Source organism: Pseudactinotalea sp. Z1748, from assembly GCF_049725185.1.
Lineage (GTDB): Bacteria > Actinomycetota > Actinomycetes > Actinomycetales > Beutenbergiaceae > CALKWS01.
The window spans coordinates 696,469-712,577 of record NZ_JBMPQB010000001.1; the positions used below are offsets into that span (position 1 = coordinate 696,469).

The 16,109-nt window shown below is 68.9% G+C and carries 16 protein-coding genes and 1 tRNA gene; 11 read left to right on the top strand and 6 right to left on the bottom strand.

Annotated features, from left to right (window positions below; genetic code table 11):
- Positions 1-11 precede the first annotated feature (11 nt).
- Complete coding sequence (locus ACO0LU_RS03275; protein WP_424789985.1) at positions 12-1,028, bottom strand: hypothetical protein; 1,017 nt, start codon at positions 1,026-1,028, stop codon at positions 12-14.
- Between the two features lie 118 nt (positions 1,029-1,146).
- A complete protein-coding gene (locus tag ACO0LU_RS03280) occupies positions 1,147-2,646 on the bottom strand; it encodes a zinc-dependent metalloprotease (RefSeq protein WP_424789986.1) in 1,500 nt (499 codons plus the stop codon).
- A gap of 110 nt (positions 2,647-2,756) precedes the next feature.
- Between ACO0LU_RS03280 and ACO0LU_RS03285 the strand changes: the two genes are divergently transcribed.
- On the top strand, positions 2,757-3,947 hold the full coding sequence (locus ACO0LU_RS03285; RefSeq protein ID WP_424789987.1) for a YlbL family protein: 1,191 nt from the start codon (positions 2,757-2,759) through the stop codon (positions 3,945-3,947).
- A gap of 34 nt (positions 3,948-3,981) precedes the next feature.
- Here ACO0LU_RS03285 and ACO0LU_RS03290 read toward each other — a convergent pair whose 3' ends face one another.
- Positions 3,982-4,524 carry a PPA1309 family protein gene (locus ACO0LU_RS03290; protein ID WP_424789988.1) on the bottom strand — a complete coding sequence of 181 codons (543 nt, stop codon included), beginning with the start codon at positions 4,522-4,524 and terminating at the stop codon, positions 3,982-3,984.
- Positions 4,525-4,632: 108 nt separating this feature from the next.
- Between ACO0LU_RS03290 and ACO0LU_RS03295 the strand changes: the two genes are divergently transcribed.
- The 10 genes from ACO0LU_RS03295 (at position 4,633) to ACO0LU_RS03340 (ending at position 13,778) form a co-directional block, all read left to right on the top strand.
- The gene (locus ACO0LU_RS03295) at positions 4,633-7,668 is read left to right on the top strand and encodes a UPF0182 family protein (RefSeq protein ID WP_424789989.1); all 3,036 of its coding nucleotides are present in this window, start codon (positions 4,633-4,635) and stop codon (positions 7,666-7,668) included.
- Between the two features lie 103 nt (positions 7,669-7,771).
- Positions 7,772-7,848: transfer RNA gene (locus ACO0LU_RS03300), tRNA-Met, on the top strand.
- Between the two features lie 476 nt (positions 7,849-8,324).
- Positions 8,325-8,699: a hypothetical protein gene (locus tag ACO0LU_RS03305; RefSeq protein ID WP_424789990.1), complete on the top strand. Its 375-nt coding sequence runs from the start codon at positions 8,325-8,327 to the stop codon at positions 8,697-8,699.
- Positions 8,683-9,006 (top strand): hypothetical protein, encoded by a 324-nt coding sequence (locus ACO0LU_RS03310; protein WP_424789991.1) that lies wholly within the window; start codon positions 8,683-8,685, stop codon positions 9,004-9,006. The genes ACO0LU_RS03305 and ACO0LU_RS03310 overlap by 17 nt, the downstream gene beginning before the upstream one ends.
- 785 nt (positions 9,007-9,791) lie before the next feature.
- Positions 9,792-10,217, top strand: coding sequence for a hypothetical protein (locus ACO0LU_RS03315; RefSeq protein ID WP_424789992.1), 426 nt, complete (start codon positions 9,792-9,794; stop codon positions 10,215-10,217).
- A 46-nt stretch (positions 10,218-10,263) separates the two neighbouring features.
- Positions 10,264-10,836: a rhodanese-like domain-containing protein gene (locus tag ACO0LU_RS03320; protein ID WP_424789993.1), complete on the top strand. Its 573-nt coding sequence runs from the start codon at positions 10,264-10,266 to the stop codon at positions 10,834-10,836.
- A complete protein-coding gene (locus ACO0LU_RS03325; RefSeq protein ID WP_424789994.1) occupies positions 10,833-12,149 on the top strand; it encodes an MFS transporter in 1,317 nt (438 codons plus the stop codon). The genes ACO0LU_RS03320 and ACO0LU_RS03325 overlap by 4 nt, the downstream gene beginning before the upstream one ends.
- Complete coding sequence (locus tag ACO0LU_RS03330; protein ID WP_424789995.1) at positions 12,142-12,807, top strand: ArsR/SmtB family transcription factor; 666 nt, start codon at positions 12,142-12,144, stop codon at positions 12,805-12,807. Before ACO0LU_RS03325 ends, ACO0LU_RS03330 begins: the two co-directional genes overlap by 8 nt.
- A 35-nt stretch (positions 12,808-12,842) precedes the next feature.
- Positions 12,843-13,526, top strand: coding sequence for a PIG-L family deacetylase (locus ACO0LU_RS03335; RefSeq protein WP_424789996.1), 684 nt, complete (start codon positions 12,843-12,845; stop codon positions 13,524-13,526).
- Between the two features lie 87 nt (positions 13,527-13,613).
- Positions 13,614-13,778 (top strand): DsrE family protein, encoded by a 165-nt coding sequence (locus ACO0LU_RS03340; RefSeq protein WP_424789997.1) that lies wholly within the window; start codon positions 13,614-13,616, stop codon positions 13,776-13,778.
- Between the two features lie 350 nt (positions 13,779-14,128).
- Here the strand turns inward: ACO0LU_RS03340 and ACO0LU_RS03345 are convergent, their stop codons facing one another.
- The 3 genes from ACO0LU_RS03345 to ACO0LU_RS03355 all read right to left on the bottom strand — a co-directional run bounded on the left by ACO0LU_RS03345 (position 14,129) and on the right by ACO0LU_RS03355 (position 16,091).
- Positions 14,129-14,635, bottom strand: a complete 507-nt coding sequence (locus ACO0LU_RS03345) for a mycothiol transferase (protein ID WP_424789998.1) — start codon at positions 14,633-14,635, stop codon at positions 14,129-14,131.
- Positions 14,636-14,835: 200 nt separating this feature from the next.
- Entirely contained in the window at positions 14,836-15,735 is a 900-nt protein-coding gene (locus ACO0LU_RS03350) for an aminoglycoside phosphotransferase family protein (protein WP_424789999.1), read from the bottom strand.
- Positions 15,732-16,091 (bottom strand): aldo/keto reductase, encoded by a 360-nt coding sequence (locus tag ACO0LU_RS03355; RefSeq protein WP_424790000.1) that lies wholly within the window; start codon positions 16,089-16,091, stop codon positions 15,732-15,734. The genes ACO0LU_RS03350 and ACO0LU_RS03355 overlap by 4 nt, the downstream gene beginning before the upstream one ends.
- Positions 16,092-16,109 lie beyond the last annotated feature (18 nt).

The following is a 16,109-nucleotide window of genomic DNA, read 5'->3' on the forward strand; positions in this document are numbered from 1 at the left end:
AGCCGGGACCCTCAGCCGGCAACGGCTGGGAGCAGCGCGCCTGCCGTACACCCGCACTGCGGGTGTACTCGCCACCGGCGCTGCACCGGTACCGGGTCCCAGGCCGACACCTCCAGGGAGGTGTCGGCCAGGGTGTCACGGCCGTCCACCAGCGCCAGCAGTTGATGGGCGGCCAGTGCGGCACCCAGCCAGGCCAACGACGTCTCCGCGGCCGGTGCGGCACGGGTGGTGGCTTGGGTGGCCACCGCCGGCCAGCGCGGATCCCGATCGCAACGGTGCAGATCCAGGCACCGTAGGCAGACGCCCTCGCCGGGGCGCACCAGCGGGCCGATCACCACATCCAGTTCCCGCGCCAGGACCGGCAGGTGGCAGACATCCTGACGCATCAGGTCGCGATAGTCGACCGGATCGGCCACCCCGGCGCGGACCAGCACCACCACATCGGCGTCGGTGCCCGGCCCGCGGCGGGTCCGGACCTTCGGGTCGATGCCGCGCAGCACGGCGGTGGCGCTGTCCTGGCGCATCCGGCCGACGTCGCCGGCCCGGTAGAGCCCGCCGCCGACGTCGCTGTGACGCACCCGTCGTTCGTCATGCAGGAGGACCGCGCCCACGCCGGCGTGCGTGAGCGCGCAGGCCAGCCGCAGCCCGAGCGGGTCCAGCCCGTGCACGGCCACCACCGCATCGGAGCGGTCGGACGGCCGGGTGTGACCAGCCATCGCCGCTCGGTGCCAGTAGCCCTGGTCCGGATCGGTGACCAGGCTCGGGTGGAGACCCGGGGCCGGGCCCTCGAGCACGTACCCGGCCGTCCGCAACCGATCGAGCAGGGCCTTCACCTGCCTTGCGGGCACGCCCAGGTCCCGAGCATGAGCCCGCAGTTCCTCGGGGCCGGCACACCCGGGGAGGCGCTCCAGGAGGCGCTGCTCACCGCCGGACAGCCCCTCCAGCAAGAGCGCGCAGCGCGGATCCAACCCGATCTGGCTGGAGCCGGGAGCGCGCCAATACACCTCGAAACCCGGTCTGATCCACATCCTGGCCACCTCTCGAACGACTCGTTCGCCGAGGTTCGCACACCCACCCATCCAGTGCCGGGCCACCGGTCGATCTGTGGATGAACCCTGTGGATGAAACCCTCAGGGTCGAGGCTGCTCAGCCGCGCTCGGGGTCTTCATCGTCCTCCGGTCCGGCCTGCTCCGGGCTCCCGGCGCTCTCGGCAGCGGCGGAGTCGGCAGCGCGGGCGGCATCGTGCTCACGCGCACCCTCGGAGTAGCCCAGGTTGCCTTCCAGCATCATGGTCAGGGCCTCATCGACGTCGGCTCCCTCAGCCCGGGAACTCTCGCGCCGGCTCAGATAGGTACCCGGATCGTCCAGGTCCTCGGCAGTGGGGAACACGTCGGGATGGGACCACAACTCATCGCGCTCGGCGGCCCCCAGTTCCCGTGTCACCGCCGCCCACAGCAGCGCCGCGTCCCGAGCACGGCGCGGCCGCAACTCCAAACCCACCAGGGTGCGGAAGGTGTCCTCGGCCGGTCCGCCGGCCGCCCGGCGACGGCGCAGCATCTCCCGCAGCGGGACCGCGTGCGGCAGGTGCGGGGCCACCGCGGCGGCCGTCACCTCCTCCACCCAGCCCTCGATCAGGGCCAGGATGGTTTCCAGCCGGCTCAGCGCACGCTCCTGACTTTCGGTGCGCTCGGGGGAGAAGATCCCGCCGGCCAGGGCCGAGCGTAACTGTTCCATGTCGGTGGGGTCGATGTCGCGCACGGCGTCCTCGAGTTGGCGCAGGTCGATCTCGATCCCGCGCGCGTACTGCTCCACCGCGCTGAGCAGTTGCGAGCGCAACCACGGCACGTGGGTGAACAGACGGGCATGTGCGGCCTCACGCACAGCCAGGAAGTGCCACACCTCATCGGTGGGCACGTCCAGGTCCTCGGCGAAGGCGTCCAGGTTCGCCGGCACCAGCAGCACCGCCGGGTCGGTCAACAGCGGCAACCCGGTGTCCGTGGCACCGAAGACCTCGCGCGCCAGGGTGCCCGCCCCCTGGCCCACCTGCATCGCGAAGGAGAGCCGGCCGAGTTTGCGGACCATCGCGCCCATGTCCACCCCACCGAGCAGTCCGGCGGCGGCCGGATCCAGACCCTCGGGCAGGCCGGGGCCATCGGTGCCCATGGTGGTGGCCAGCGCCTGAGCCACCGAGACACCCACGGGGTCTGCCACCTGGCGCCACACCGGCAGGGTGCGCTCGACCCACTCGGCCCTGGAGACCGCCTGTTGCGGCCCACCGGAGGGCGGTAGGTCGGTGGCCACGTCCAGCCACAGGTCCGCCGCCTGCAGCGCCCGGCGGGCACTTTCGGCCTGCGCCGCCGAGACCGCCGGATCCCCGCCCAGGTGGGCGACCTGGCGGGCCACGTCGTGGGCGACCTTCCAGTCCGAACTACCGCCGTCGTCGTCGGCGGACAGGACCTGGCGCATCTGCGCCATGGCGGCGGCGAACTGGCTCGGGTCCGAGGGCATGCCCGGCATCGACTCCAACCGGGACAGGTCCATCCCGCTGGACTCCAGGGCGCGCATCGCCTCCGCGGCGGCGTCCGGCCCGAGCATGGACTCCAGCATGCGTCGCCACTGCTCTGCGCCTGAAGGCTGTTCGCTCATGGTCAACGGTAATCACAGGTATGCCCGATCACCGAATCACCGGGCCACCCTTTCGCTCTGGGCGCAGTCGGTGGCGCGGTGCGATCCAGACTCGAGGGAAGATAGTGGGCATGACGGACCTGAATCTCCGCGCCGAGCACGAGCCCCGCCGGCGCCGCCGACGCCTGAGATGGGTCAGTTTCACCCCGCGGTTCGTCACCATGCTGATCTCCGGCGTGGCCACCTTCGGGCTGCTCGGGACGATGCTGGTGCTGCCGCTGCCCTACGCGGTGCAGGGGGCAGGTCCCACGTTCAACACCCTGGCCGGGCATCAGCCGGCGGACCAGGGTGACTCCAATGAGGTGGGCGACGGCGAGCCGACCCTGATCAGTATCGAGGGCGGCCGGGCGCATCCGGCCGCGGGGGAGTTGCGCCTCACCACGGTGGTCACCTCCGGGGGGCCGGGCTACCCGGTGCGGGCAGCGAACGTGATCGTGGGGTTCTGGAGTTCGAACCAGATGGTGCAGCCGTTGGAGGCTGCGATCGATCCCGACCTGACGCAGGAGCAACGCGACCAACTGGCGGCCCAGCAGATGATCACCTCCCAGGAGCATGCCACCGTAGCGGCACTGACGGATGTGGGCTTCGAGGTGCCCGCGGTCCTGGAGGTCGTTGATGCTGCCCCGGGGACCGGCGCCGAGGGTGTGGTGGCCGAGGGCGACCTGATCCTGGGCATCCAGGCCCCCGGGGAGCAGGTGGCGCACGTGGAGACCTACGCCGATCTGTCCGTGCCGTTGCTGGCCACCCCGCCGGGGGAGGAGATGCGGCTCCTGGTGGAACGGGATGGGCAGGAGGTCACGCTGCCGATCATCACCACCGACGACGGTCGAGGTCGCAGCCAGCTGGGCATCTTCCTGAACGCCGATTTCGACATGCCAGTCGAGGTGAGCATCGCGATCGACAACGTCGGCGGACCCAGCGCCGGCCTGATGTTCGCCCTGGGCATCATCGACGTGCTCACCCCCGAGGACCTGACCGGCGGGCACTCCATCGCCGGCACCGGCACCATCAGCCTGGACGGGCGGGTCGGCCCGATCGGCGGCGTGGGGCTGAAGATGATCGGGGCCGTGGACGACGGCGCCGACTACTTCCTGACCCCCGTGCTCAACTGCTCCGAGGTGGTGGGTCACATCCCGACCGGCCTGCAGGTGATCGCGGTGGACACGCTGGAGCAGGCTCGCAGCGCCGTGGAGTCGATCGCCGCGGGCGACACCGACGAGTTGCCCGGCTGCGCCGACTGGGAGCACCTCGAGCCGGCCTGAGCCGCCGCCAGAGCAGGGCCCCGCCCGGGGCGCCTCAACTGAACGTGGCGGCGAGGGCGTGCACCAACCCCGGCACCGCGTCGGGGGCACCCGCGACGGCGTCGTCGGAGTCGTTGGCGCGTGAGCGCAGGACGCACCAGGACTCACCCGAGCGCAGCACCCCGGCCGCCACCCGCACGTCCTGACGGTCCGGGTGGTCCATCAGGTAGGCGACCGCTTCCTCGGGGTCGCTGGGCATGCCCTGCTCCGCCTCGGGCGGTACCACGATCCGCTCCACCACGATCGCGGCCCCATGCACCGTCTCCGGCCACGCCAACTGGGCCAGCAACTCCTCCAGATTGGCAGACTCCGGGAGCCCGTCCTGCTCGATCGAGGTCAGGTGCTCGGGGTCCGCTTCGGCGGCTGCGACCACCTCGGCGCCGAGTTGGGTGGCGACGGCGGGATTCTCCGCGAGAGCATCCGCGGTGCGGACCAGGGCGTAGATGCCCACCGGTGCGTCCCAGCCGCCGGCAGCGGCATGGCGTTCCAGTTCGATGACGGCGGCGGCCAGTGCGTGGGAGCGGGATTCGTCGTTCACATAGACATCGTTCCAGCACACCGAATGTATGGGAAACTGGGAGGGCCCAGGGGTGCCGTGCCTCTGGTTCCACCTGCCCGCTCTGAACGTTCTCGAGGTTGAGCTCTAGTGTCCTTCGCTTCCTCCCGTCCCGCTGCCTCCTCACCGCGACCGTCGCGCGGGCGCCGCGGTCCGCTGCTACCCACGATCGGTGTGCTGGCCGGTGTGGTCATCGCTTTCCTGGTGATGTCCCGGTTCTGGACCGAGTGGCTCTGGTTCGACCAGTTGGGCTACTCCAACGTGTTGCTCACTCAGTGGTCCACCCGGGGCGGGCTGTTCGTCGTCGGTCTGCTGTTGATGGGCGGCGTCGTCTGGTTCAACCTGCGCCTGGCGTACAAGAACCGGCCCATGTATGTCCCGACCACTCCCCAGCAGCGCGACCTGGACCGGTACCGGGAGGCGTTCGAGCCGCTGCGCAGACTGGCCTTCATCGCGGCCCCGATCGTGGTGGGCTTCTTCGCAGGTTCGGCAGCGGCCACCCAGTGGCAACCCATGCTGGAAGCGTTCAACGGACAGCCGTTCGGCCAGGTGGACCCGCAGTTCGGGCTGGACGTCGGCTTCTACGTCTTCACCTTGCCGTTCCTGCGGTTCGTGATCTCCTTCCTGCTGTGGACCACGATCTTCGGACTGGCCGCAGCCGCCTTCGTGCATTACCTCTACGGCGGCATCCAGGTGACCGGGCAGCGGCGGGCGGAGAAGCCCGCACGGATCCAGTTGAGCATCCTGGGTGGTCTGGTGGTGCTGCTCGTCGGCGTGAACTACTGGCTGGACCGGTACACGCTGCTGAACTCGCCCGGGGAACGGTTCGACGGCGCCACCTACACCGAGGTCAACGCTGTGCTTCCGGCCCGGTGGATCCTGGCCTTCGCCTGCGTCTTCGTGGCGGTGCTCATCTTCGCCTTCGGTGCCCGGGGCCGGTGGCGGCTGCCGGTGGTCGGGCTCGGCCTGGCCGTGGTGACCGGACTGGTGGCCGGGATAGCGATCCCGGCGATCACCCAGGCCGTGGTGGTGAGCCCGAACGAGCAGGACAACGAGGCCGAGTTCATCCAGCGCAATATCGACGCCACCCTGGCCGCGTACGGTCTGGAGGACGTTGAGACCGAGGTGTACGAGGCCGAACTGGAGGGGGTGGCCGGTGCTCTGGCCGACGATGAGGAGTCGACCGCCCAGATCCGGTTGCTGGACCCCAATATCGTCTCGCCCACATTCCGGCAGGACCAGCAGAACCGGCACTACTACACCTTCCCGGAGACCCTGAATGTGGACCGGTACCAAATCGACGGTGAACTCAACGACACCGTGATCGCCGTCCGCGACATCAACCTGGATGCGGTGGCGCAGCGGAACTGGACCAACGACCACACCGTCTTCACCCACGGGTTCGGGGTGGTGGCCGCCTACGGCAACACCACCACCAACGACGGGCGGCCGCAGTTCTTCGAGGGCGGTATCCCCAGCATTGGTGCGTTGGGCGACTACGAACCGCGGATCTACTTCTCGGAGAACTCCCCGGACTACTCCATCGTCGGCGCGCCCGAGGGCGCGGACCCGTGGGAGCTGGACTACCCCGACGACGACGCCGAGGGCGGTCAGGTCAACAACACCTACGAAGGTGACGGCGGCCCGGGTATCGGGAACCTGTGGCGCCAGTTGCTCTACGCCGCCCGGTTCGGCAGCGAACAGATCATCTTCTCCGACCGGGTGAACTCCGAGTCCCAGATCCTCTACCACCGCGACCCCCGCGAACGGGTGGCCCGGGTGGCACCGTTCCTCACGCTGGACGGCCGGACCTACCCGGCTGTCGCCGACACCGACGGGGACGGCATGAAGGAGGTGGTCTGGGTCGTCGACGCCTACACCACCTCGGACGACTACCCCTACTCCGAACGGCAGCAACTCGAGGATGCCACCATCGACGCGTTGACCGGTCCGGACGGCCAAGCGATCCAGGCCCAGCTGCCCGAACTGGTCAATTACATCCGGAACTCGGTCAAAGCGGTGGTCAGCGCCTACGACGGGTCGGTCACGTTGTACGCATGGGACATGGAGGACCCCATCCTGCAGACCTGGATGGAGATCTTCCCGGACATGATCCAACCCATGTCGGACATCAGCGGGGACCTGATGAGTCACCTGCGCTACCCCGAGGACTTGTTCAAGGTGCAGCGTGAACTGCTGAACCGGTATCACGTGACCGATGCCCGGAACTTCTTCTCCGGTGGTGACTTCTGGCGCACCCCACCGGACCCGGCTGAGCCGCAGTTCAACCAGCCACCGTTCTACCTGAGCCTGAGGATGCCCGAGCAGGAGGAGGCGACCTTCTCCCTGACCACCTCGTTCATCCTGAACGATGATCAGCGCAACGTGCTGACCGGTTTCATGGCGGTGAACTCCGAGACGGGGGACCAGGACGGTGAAGTCCATGAGGACTACGGCACGATCCGTCTGCTGGAGTTGCCTCGTGACCTGACCGTCCCCGGACCCGGGCAGGTGCAGAATGACTTCAACACCGACACCACCGCGGCCACGGAACTGAACATCCTCAGTTCCGGTGGCTCCCAGGTGCTGTCCGGCAACCTGCTCACGCTGCCGGTCGGTGGCGGGCTGCTGTATGTGCAGCCGGTCTACGTGCAGTCCGAGAGCGGCACCCAGTTCCCGCTGCTGCGGCGGGTGCTGGTGGCCTTCGGCGATTCGGTCGGGTTCGCGCACACTCTCGATGAGGCGCTGGACCAGGTCTTCGAGGGCGACGCCGGTGCGGCAGCCGGTGACGCCGACGTGGTGCCGGTGCCCGATGACGAGGTCGACCTGGACGCCGAGGACATCGACACCGACGGTGAGCCGGTCGACCCGGACGCAACGGACCCGGACGATGAACCCACCGACACCGACACCGACACCGAGACCGCCGACCCGCCGGCGACCGACCCCGGTGACGGCGATGCCCAGACGCGCCTGAACCGGGCCCTGGCTGACGCCCGGGAGGCGATGGAAGACTCCAACGAGGCACTCGTGGACAGCGACTGGGCAGCCTACGGCGAGGCCCAGGAGCGGTTGGCCGACGCGCTGGAGCGGGCCCTGGAGGCGGACGAGGAACTCAACGGCTGACCCCTGGCCCGGGAGGGAATCGCCGACGTGGCTGACGTCACGGTGACAGTCACGGCTGCGATTTGCTTCCCGGGCAGGTGGCGCCGTACTCTTGGGTTACCGACGCGGGGTGGAGCAGTTCGGTAGCTCGCCGGGCTCATAACCCGGAGGTCGCAGGTTCAAATCCTGCCCCCGCCACCAGATTCAGGCTCGGTTCCCTCTGGGGAACCGAGCCTGAAAGTTTTCTCACTTGACTCGGTCATCACAAAGTCATCATCTACCTGTTCAGCAGGTGCGGTCCGCGGCCCGCTTACCCAGTTGGCTTGGAGTGTCACGGGCCGCCATGGAGCGGCTCGGAGCGTCCGGCCCACCGACAGGTCAGGAAGACCCAAACGCATCCACTCAGTGGGCTCGACCCGCTGCTCAGCATCGAGGACCTCGCGGAGTACCTCGGGGTGCCGGCAAGCCGACGTACCGACAGGCTCACCCGAAGACGCAGAAATCGACACGTGTGGTGTCGGTTCCGAGCTTCGCAGCTGACGTGATCCGGCAGAGACACGTCGTCGTCGGTCCCGAGGCGCCGGATCACCTGCTGTTCTTCACCCGCAACGGCAGGCCGCTGACGACCAACAACATCCGTCGGCGCCTGCGGGCGGTGCTGTCGGAGGCCGGGAGCCATGAACGACGACATCGTGGAACCGATATCTCTTCCGCATCGTAATGCAATGCATTACGCTGGACGAGTGTTCGAGCGCGTCGACTGGTCACAGCGCGGCGCCTACATGAAACGTAAGCACGGCGTCACGCCAGCGATTGCGGACGAAGCGCTCGAGGACCCCAACCGGGTCGTCATTGACCCTGACTTCAACAGCGAGAGCGGCAATAGCGTCAGGATCGTCGGCTTCTCGGTGACCGCAGATGATGTGATCACCGTGATCGTGCTGGAGAACGACGGGACCAAGTACGGCGTAAACGGATGGGCAGCGATCCAGAGAGACCGGCGGTACTACGCCGACCAGAGCGAGGGAGAAGCCGATGAGCACCAAGATTGAGGACTTGCTCGCAGCCGAGGCCGAAGCCGCTGAGGCGGCCGAGGCGACGAGCGACCCCAACGCGCCGCTTCCCGCGCACGTGAAGGTCACCCGCGGGACGGCGCGGTCCAAGAATCTCCAGGTTCGCTTCCGCGACGGGGAGTTCGACGAGTTGGCCGCATACGCGGACCAGCGCGGGCTGCCGGTGTCCACGGTGGTTCGGATGCTCGTTCTCCAGGCGATCGCACCTGCCGACGACCTCAAGGCCGCACTCGACCGGCTCGAAAGCGATGTTGCCGCCGTACGGCGCAAGGCGCTCAGCGCCTGATCACACCGACAGGCCCGGCTGTGCTCTGCGCGGCTCAGGACGGTGCACGAGGGCTGATGCGAGCTCTTCCCGACTCGCAGCAGCCCTCCTCGGCGCCCGGGTCGCTTCGGCCGCGGGGCGCAGATTCTCGCGCACCAGATCAAGTAGCTCTTGGCACACGTCTGCGGTCATGGGCCGCTGCTCGCTGTCAGTGTCGAGCCAGCCGAATGTCGAAACCACTGTCCGATCATGCCGGGAAGCACCGACAGATGATGAGGTTCACCGGAACCTGCCACCACAGCGCGACATCTCGCGCGTTCGTTCGCCTCGTTCTTCACCGACGGCCAGACCGCCGCAGCTAGGCCCGCGTTGCTGCGACGACGAGGGCAACGGGCGGTAGCCATTGCCAAGGTCACAGCGCTGCCGGCCAGCGCTTGGCTACTTTCACCAGTGCATGTGGGCGCTGGTCGAACTCGGCCGTCGTGGGTCGGCAGACCCTGCTGTGGAGCTGCGCCTGGCGGGCCATGTCCCCGCTCGAATGCTCAGCGCCCGCGCCATCGCGGCCGGGCTCGACGGCACCCGGACCACCGCGCACTCGAGGCGCTCGCCACCACCTCGAGCAAGGACCTCGGGCTGTGAGCGGGCCCAGCAAGGGAAAGTGCCGTTGCCGCGGGTATCGGGCGCCCTCTCGGCATCGGGACTGCTGAACGCCCGGCCGGAGCCTTTCCCGGACGGCACGGCCTGCCCGCGAGAGATGGATGCGGGTGCGGAACCGAAGTTATTACATACTTCCATGGAATGAGGTATTGTCGGCTCGACTGGTCTTCTGCTTCTGGAAGTGGCTCATGGGTGACGTCAAGGTGATTCCCCTGGTGGACGAGGGATTGGGCAACTCGTCGTATCTGCTGGATCTGGATGACGGGCGGGCGCTGGCGGTCGATGTCAGCCGGGACCTGCGCCAGGTCCGTGGGCTTGCGGAACGGCGTGGGCTGGGGATCGCGTATGCGGCCGACACCCATCTGCATGCCGACTTCCTGACCGGTGCGGTGCAACTGGCTGCCTCGGACGGGGCGCAGGTGTTGGCCTCGGCCGACGGGCCGGGAGTACCGGCACACGGCGCTGGCCGACGGCGACGAGGTGGATTTGGGGGTCTGCGGCTGCGGGCTTTGGCGACGCCCGGCCACACCCATGAGCACATCGCTTTCGAGCTGCTCGCCCGCCCTCGTTGCTGAGCGCGCCGCTCTCCCCGGGCTCACCGCAACCGAGGTCGCGCGGCTGATGGCGTCGGGCGCGGCGGTGGTCGATGTCTGGCCGGTGAGCGACTTCGGAGTCGGTCATGTGCCGGGGTCGGTGTCGATTCCGTTGCGTCCGGTGTTCGCCACGTGGCTGGGCTGGCTCGTTGATGCGGACACCCCGATTGTCGTTGTCCGCAACGCCGACCAGGACCCGGCCGAGATCCTGTGGCAGGCGCGCAAGGTCGGCTACGACCAGATCGCCGGGGAGCTCCACGGCGGCGTCGACTCCTGGCGTGCGGCCGGTGAACCGGCGACGTCGATCCCGGTGATCTCTCCATGTGATGTGGGCAGCACCGCGGTGCTCGACATTCGGCAGGACAACGAGTTCGACGCCGCACATGTCCCCGGGGTGCGGCACATCGAGTTGGGTGCGTTGTCGGCGAAGGCGTCTGAGCTCCCTGCGGGACCGACGGTGGTCATGTGCGGCCACTCCGAGCGCGCCATGGGGGCGGCGAGCCTGCTCGCGCGGGCGGGACGCCGCGACATCTCGGTTCTGGACGGCGGGCCGCAGGACTGGGCTGACGCCACCGGCGAATCCCTGGAGGTGGAAGTATGAGCCGGACCGGTGCCGCCGGGGAGACCGGCCAGCGTCCGATCAGCCTGGGGTTGCGTGCCAACGCGGCACAGTTCACGATCCTGGTGGCGATCAATGCCCTGGTCGGCGGCATGGTCGGCCAGCAGCAGACCGTGCTGCCGCTACTCGCCGAGGACGAGTTCGGGCTCACCGGCTACACCTTCATGTTCACCTACGTGGTGGCCTTCGGCATCACCAAGGCGACCGCGAACTACTTCGCCGGAACCTGGTCGGACCGGTACGGCCGGAAACCGGTGCTGATCGCTGGGTGGCTGTTCGCGATCCCGGTGCCGCTGATGCTGATCTGGGCACCGAGCTGGGGCTGGGTGGTGGCGGCCAACGTGCTGCTGGGGATCAACCAGGGGCTGACCTGGTCGACGACGGTGATCATGAAGATCGACCTGGTCGGGCCGAAGCAGCGCGGCCTGGCCATGGGCCTGAACGAGGCAGCCGGCTACGGTGCGGTCGCGGTCACGTCGATGGCGGCGGGCTACCTCGCTGCCGAGTACGGCCTCCGGCCGGCACCGTTCCTGCTCGGGCTGTCCTACACCGCCCTCGCACTCGGGCTGTCCACCCTGGCGGTGAAGGAGACACGGGGGCACGCCAAGGTCGAGGCCGCCGGTCACGTAGCGCGTGCCGACGGCAGGCACGACCACCTGCACGGCGAGCTCAGCAACCGGAACGTGTTCACCCAGACCAGTTTCCGCGAGCCGGCGCTGTCCTCGGCCAGCCAGGCCGGCCTGGTCAACAACCTCAACTTCGGCCTGTCGTGGGGGCTCTTCCCGCTCCTCTTCGCGAACTCGGGGCTCGCGGTGGGCCGGATCGGTCTGCTGTTCGCGCTGTACCCGGCGGTCTGGGGCATCGGCCAGTTGTTCACCGGTGCGCTGTCCGACCGGTGGGGCCGCAAGCCCCTGATCACGACCGGAATGTTCACCCAGGCTGCCGCGCTCGCGGTCATCGCGTCGGTGGACACGTTCGCGTGGTGGGCGGTCGGCACCATGCTGCTCGGCGCCGGCACCGCGATGGTCTACCCCACCCTGCTCGCCACGGTCGGCGACGTGGCCCATCCGGCCTGGCGCGGGCGGGCCGTCGGCATCTACCGGGTCTGGCGCGACCTCGGCTACGCGGTGGGCGCTCTCATGGGTGGCGTCGTCGCCGACCTGTGGAGCCTGCGCACCGCAGTATGGGTGGCAGCAGCGGTCAGCGTCGCCTCGGCTCTCGTCGTCGCCTTCCGGATGTACGAGACGCACCACCGTCTCGCCGACTCGCCCCCCGAAGGAGCGGGCCATGGGTGACCGGTCCCGCAAGGGGGCGCTGTTCGCCGAGTTCGCCGCGGTCGGCAAGGTGCTCGGCAACCCGAAACGGCTCGAGATCCTCGACCTGCTGGCGCAGGGGCCGCGCAGCGTGGAAGACCTCGCCGCAGCCGCTGCTCTGGGCATGAGTACCTGCTCGGCGCACCTGCAGACGCTCCGGGAAGCGGGCCTGGTCGGTTCCCGTCGTGAGGGCAAGCGGATCTTCTACTCCCTGGCCGGTGACGACGTCGCCGGCCTGTGGGAATATCTGCGCCGGGTTGCCCAGGCCCACCGCCCGCACACCGAGGTCGCGCGGCGTGCCTACCTCGGCCCCGAGGACTCCGACGCTGTGGACACCGACGAGCTGCTGCGGCGTATTCGCAGCGGTGACGCGGTCATCCTCGACGTCCGCCCCGAGGTCGAGTACGCCGGCGGCCACCTCCCCGGCGCCATTCACATCCCATTGGAGGAGTTGACCGACCGGCTGGCCGAGCTCCCCACGGACCGTGAGATCGTCGCCTACTGTCGCGGTCAGTACTGCGTCCTGGCCTACGAGGCCGTCCGACAGCTCAACGCTCGGGGCCTCGACGCGCGGCGGGCCACCGACGGTCTCCTGGAGTGGCGCCTGGCCGGACTTCCCGTCGAGACCGGCGCCGTCTGACCCTCTGCCTGCCGACTCTGGAGAGGACGAACCCGATGCCACAGACACAGCTCCCGCCGTGGCGCTCCGTGCTGGCAGTCGTCGCCCACCCCGACGATGAGTCGTTCGCGCTCGGCGCCCTCCTCGCCGCTTTCGCCGAAGCGGGCGCCAACGTCTCGGTCCTGTGCCTCACCCGCGGCGAGGCCTCCACCCTGCACGGCGTCGTCGGGGACCTCACTGAGCTGCGCACCGACGAGCTCGCCGCCGCTGCGGCAGTTCTCGGCCTGCACAACGTCGTACTCATGAGCTACCCCGACGGGCGGCTCCCCGAAGAAGATCTGGACAAGCTCGCCGCGGACGTGGTCACGACCGCCCAAGAAGTCGACGCGGACGGCCTGCTCGGCTTCGACCTCACCGGGGTCACCGGCCATCCCGACCACGCGCACGCGACTGCCGCCGCCCTTCGAGCGGCGCAGACCCTCGACCTGCCAGTGCTCGGCTGGACCGTCCCAGACGCCGTCGCCGCGAGGCTGCGCGAAGACCATGGCGCGCCCTTCGACGGCCACGCCGCATCCGACATCGACCTGGTCGTGCCCGTCGGCCGCGCCATGCAGTTTGAGGCCGTCGGATGCCATCCCAGCCAGGCCGTGCCCGGCAGCGTCATGTGGCGCCGCATCGAGCTCCTCGGCGACCACGAGCATCTGCTATGGCTGCGCAGGAAGCACGCCGAGGAACGATGAGCTTCCGAGACTGCACAACTCTGACAACGACAACTCGACAAGGAGTCGAACCTTGAAGAAGATCCTGTTGATCATCAACGGCCCCGGATGCTGAAGGGTTTCGTCCGCCACGGCGGGCAGATCGCCTGCTGCGGCACCTGCCTCGACGCTCGCGGCCTGACCGAGGACAACCTCATCGACAAGGCGCCCCGCTCCAGCATGGAAGAACTCGCCTCCTGGACCGTGGATGCCGATGAGGTCCTGACGTTCTGACGTCGCCGAACGCGGCCATCGCCCGAACTCCCCAGCCACCCATGCGCCACTATCCAGAGAGCCCATGACGACCTCAACGTCCGCCACCACGGCCCCCTCAACGGCGAGGTCCGGGACCGTCTCTACAGGCGATGCCTGAGAGTCGTCCTCATCTCCTAAGTGTTCGGTGGGCGGGCTTGGCGGCCGGCGTCACCGTCGGCGCCCTCCTCGCCCAAGACATGCTGGGTAGCGGGGGCGTGGCCGGGCTCCCGGCTGCACAATATCTCGACCACCTTCGGCGCGCGGGCCGGCGCAACGCCTTCCGAGACCGACGTAGGCCTTCGCCCTAGCCCGCAGGTGGAGACACGGCGTCATCCCGCGGGGGCGATCCCGCGGATATAGGCCGCTTGGCCGAGGTGCTGCAGGCAGTCCCCGATCACACTGACCAGGCGGATCGCGACGGTCACCGGTGGGTCCCAGTCGGAGTTGACCACGCGCCCGAGTTCGTCGCCGTCCAGCCTCCCGACGTACTCCAACGTACGGGCGTGCACCTGGGCGTGGTAGTCACGCAGATCCGTAGCGGAGATGCGGACGGCTGCCACGTCGTCCGGGGAGTGGCCGAAGCCGGTGTCGTTGACGTCCAAGGGCAGGTCCAGGCGCTCATGCCACTGCGGCCACACCTGCTCGGCGCCGGCGAGGTCGCTGACGTGATCGTCCTGGACCCGGCTCTGGTGCCAGAGCAGCCAGGCGATCGTGTTGGCGTCCGCGGCAGGACGCCATAGGGATGTCTCCGGGCTCAGCCCATCGGTGAGGTCCTCGACCAGCTCGTCTATCCTGCCGAAGTGGTCGGTCAGCATAGCTCTCGCGTGCTCAGTCATTGATCTAGCATCCCCGCCGGCCGTGACGAGCGCCAGCCCGCACGAGCAGGTGATGCGGTCGGTTGTCCACGACGTCGCGAGCGGGACGTGGATCCTGGGACCGCTGGTACACCCGAGACCCGCTCGCCGACGCCCTGCTGGCGCGGGATCGTTGGCCCGGGTGCCCTCCTGCCCCGGAGGGCACCCGCGCGGGCGCGGGATCAGCGCATTGGAAACAGTGCCAGCGCCTCCTCGATCATCCGGTGCCCTTGCGCCTCGAACGCCTCGTCGCCCACCGAATAGGCCCACGCGGCCGTAGCGATCGCCTCGGTGAGCAGGATGAAGCGCCAGTCCGGACCACGTGGGTCCGACCCGTACCCCTCGATGAAAGCGCGCTCCAGGTCCCCACGGGTGCGGAACTGCTGCGCAGCGAGCCGGGCCAGGTCGGTCTGCGCCGGCCGCCATCCGGCGCGTCCGAAGTCGATGACCGCGAGATGCCCGGCGTGCACCAACCAATTGCGGGGATGGTAGTCACCGTGGGTGGGTACGAGCCGCACCGCTTCGGTGGGGTGGTCGGCGAGCAGGGCACGCAATCGTCTCACCGTGGCCGACGGGATGCGGGTCTCCCCGGCCAGCCACCGCAGCGCCCGCTGCTTGCGGGCAGTGTTGAACTGGATCCCCAGTTCGGAGTCCATGCGCCGATCCTGACCATGGAACGCCGCCAGGAGTGCGCCGGCCTGCCGGTAGGTTTGCGGTTGCTGCTCGGAGTCGTGGCCTTGCACGAGTTCCCCGGGCAGGAACTCGGCCACGAGGACGCGTGCGGCGGCGTCCACGTGATGCAGCACCGGCGCCGCTCCCAGGTGGCGCAGTGGCCCCACCCAGTGCCGGTAGGCATCCAACTCCCGGGAGAAATGGTGGTTGCCCGGACCGCAAGCCTTGACGATGACGTCCTCGGCGATGCCCGGGGTGCGGACCCGCAGCACCGTGGAATCGATCAGCCCCCAACTCAGGTCCGCCACGACATGCGCGCCGGGCAGCCACTGTTGCACCAGGAGCCGCTGGTCCGGGCTCAACCCAGGCAAGGTTGTGGCCTGGTCCGGGCGGCCGTCGACGCCGGTCATGCCTTCGCGGCTGCGGTGATGGTCTCGAGCCGGCGCAGGTCGGTGGCGGAGAGCCGGAGGTCGGCTGCGGCGACGTTCGCGTGCAGGTGGCGCACGCTCGCGGTCCCGGGCAAGGGAACGACTCGGACACCGTGTTCCTGCTGTCGGTGGTGCACCCAGGCCAGCGCGACCTGGCCGATTGTGGCGTCGTGGCCGGTGGCGGTGTCGATTATCGTGATACCGAGGTCGAGCGCGGCGTTGAGAACAGCCACCGGATCCCGGTCAGCCGTGCCCGCGTCGTCCTCGCTCAACCTCATCGAGCCGAAACCCTGACGGCCGTAGGTGTCGCCTTCCGATCCCGTCTGCGCTTGTGCCATGAGGAAAGCCTATGACCC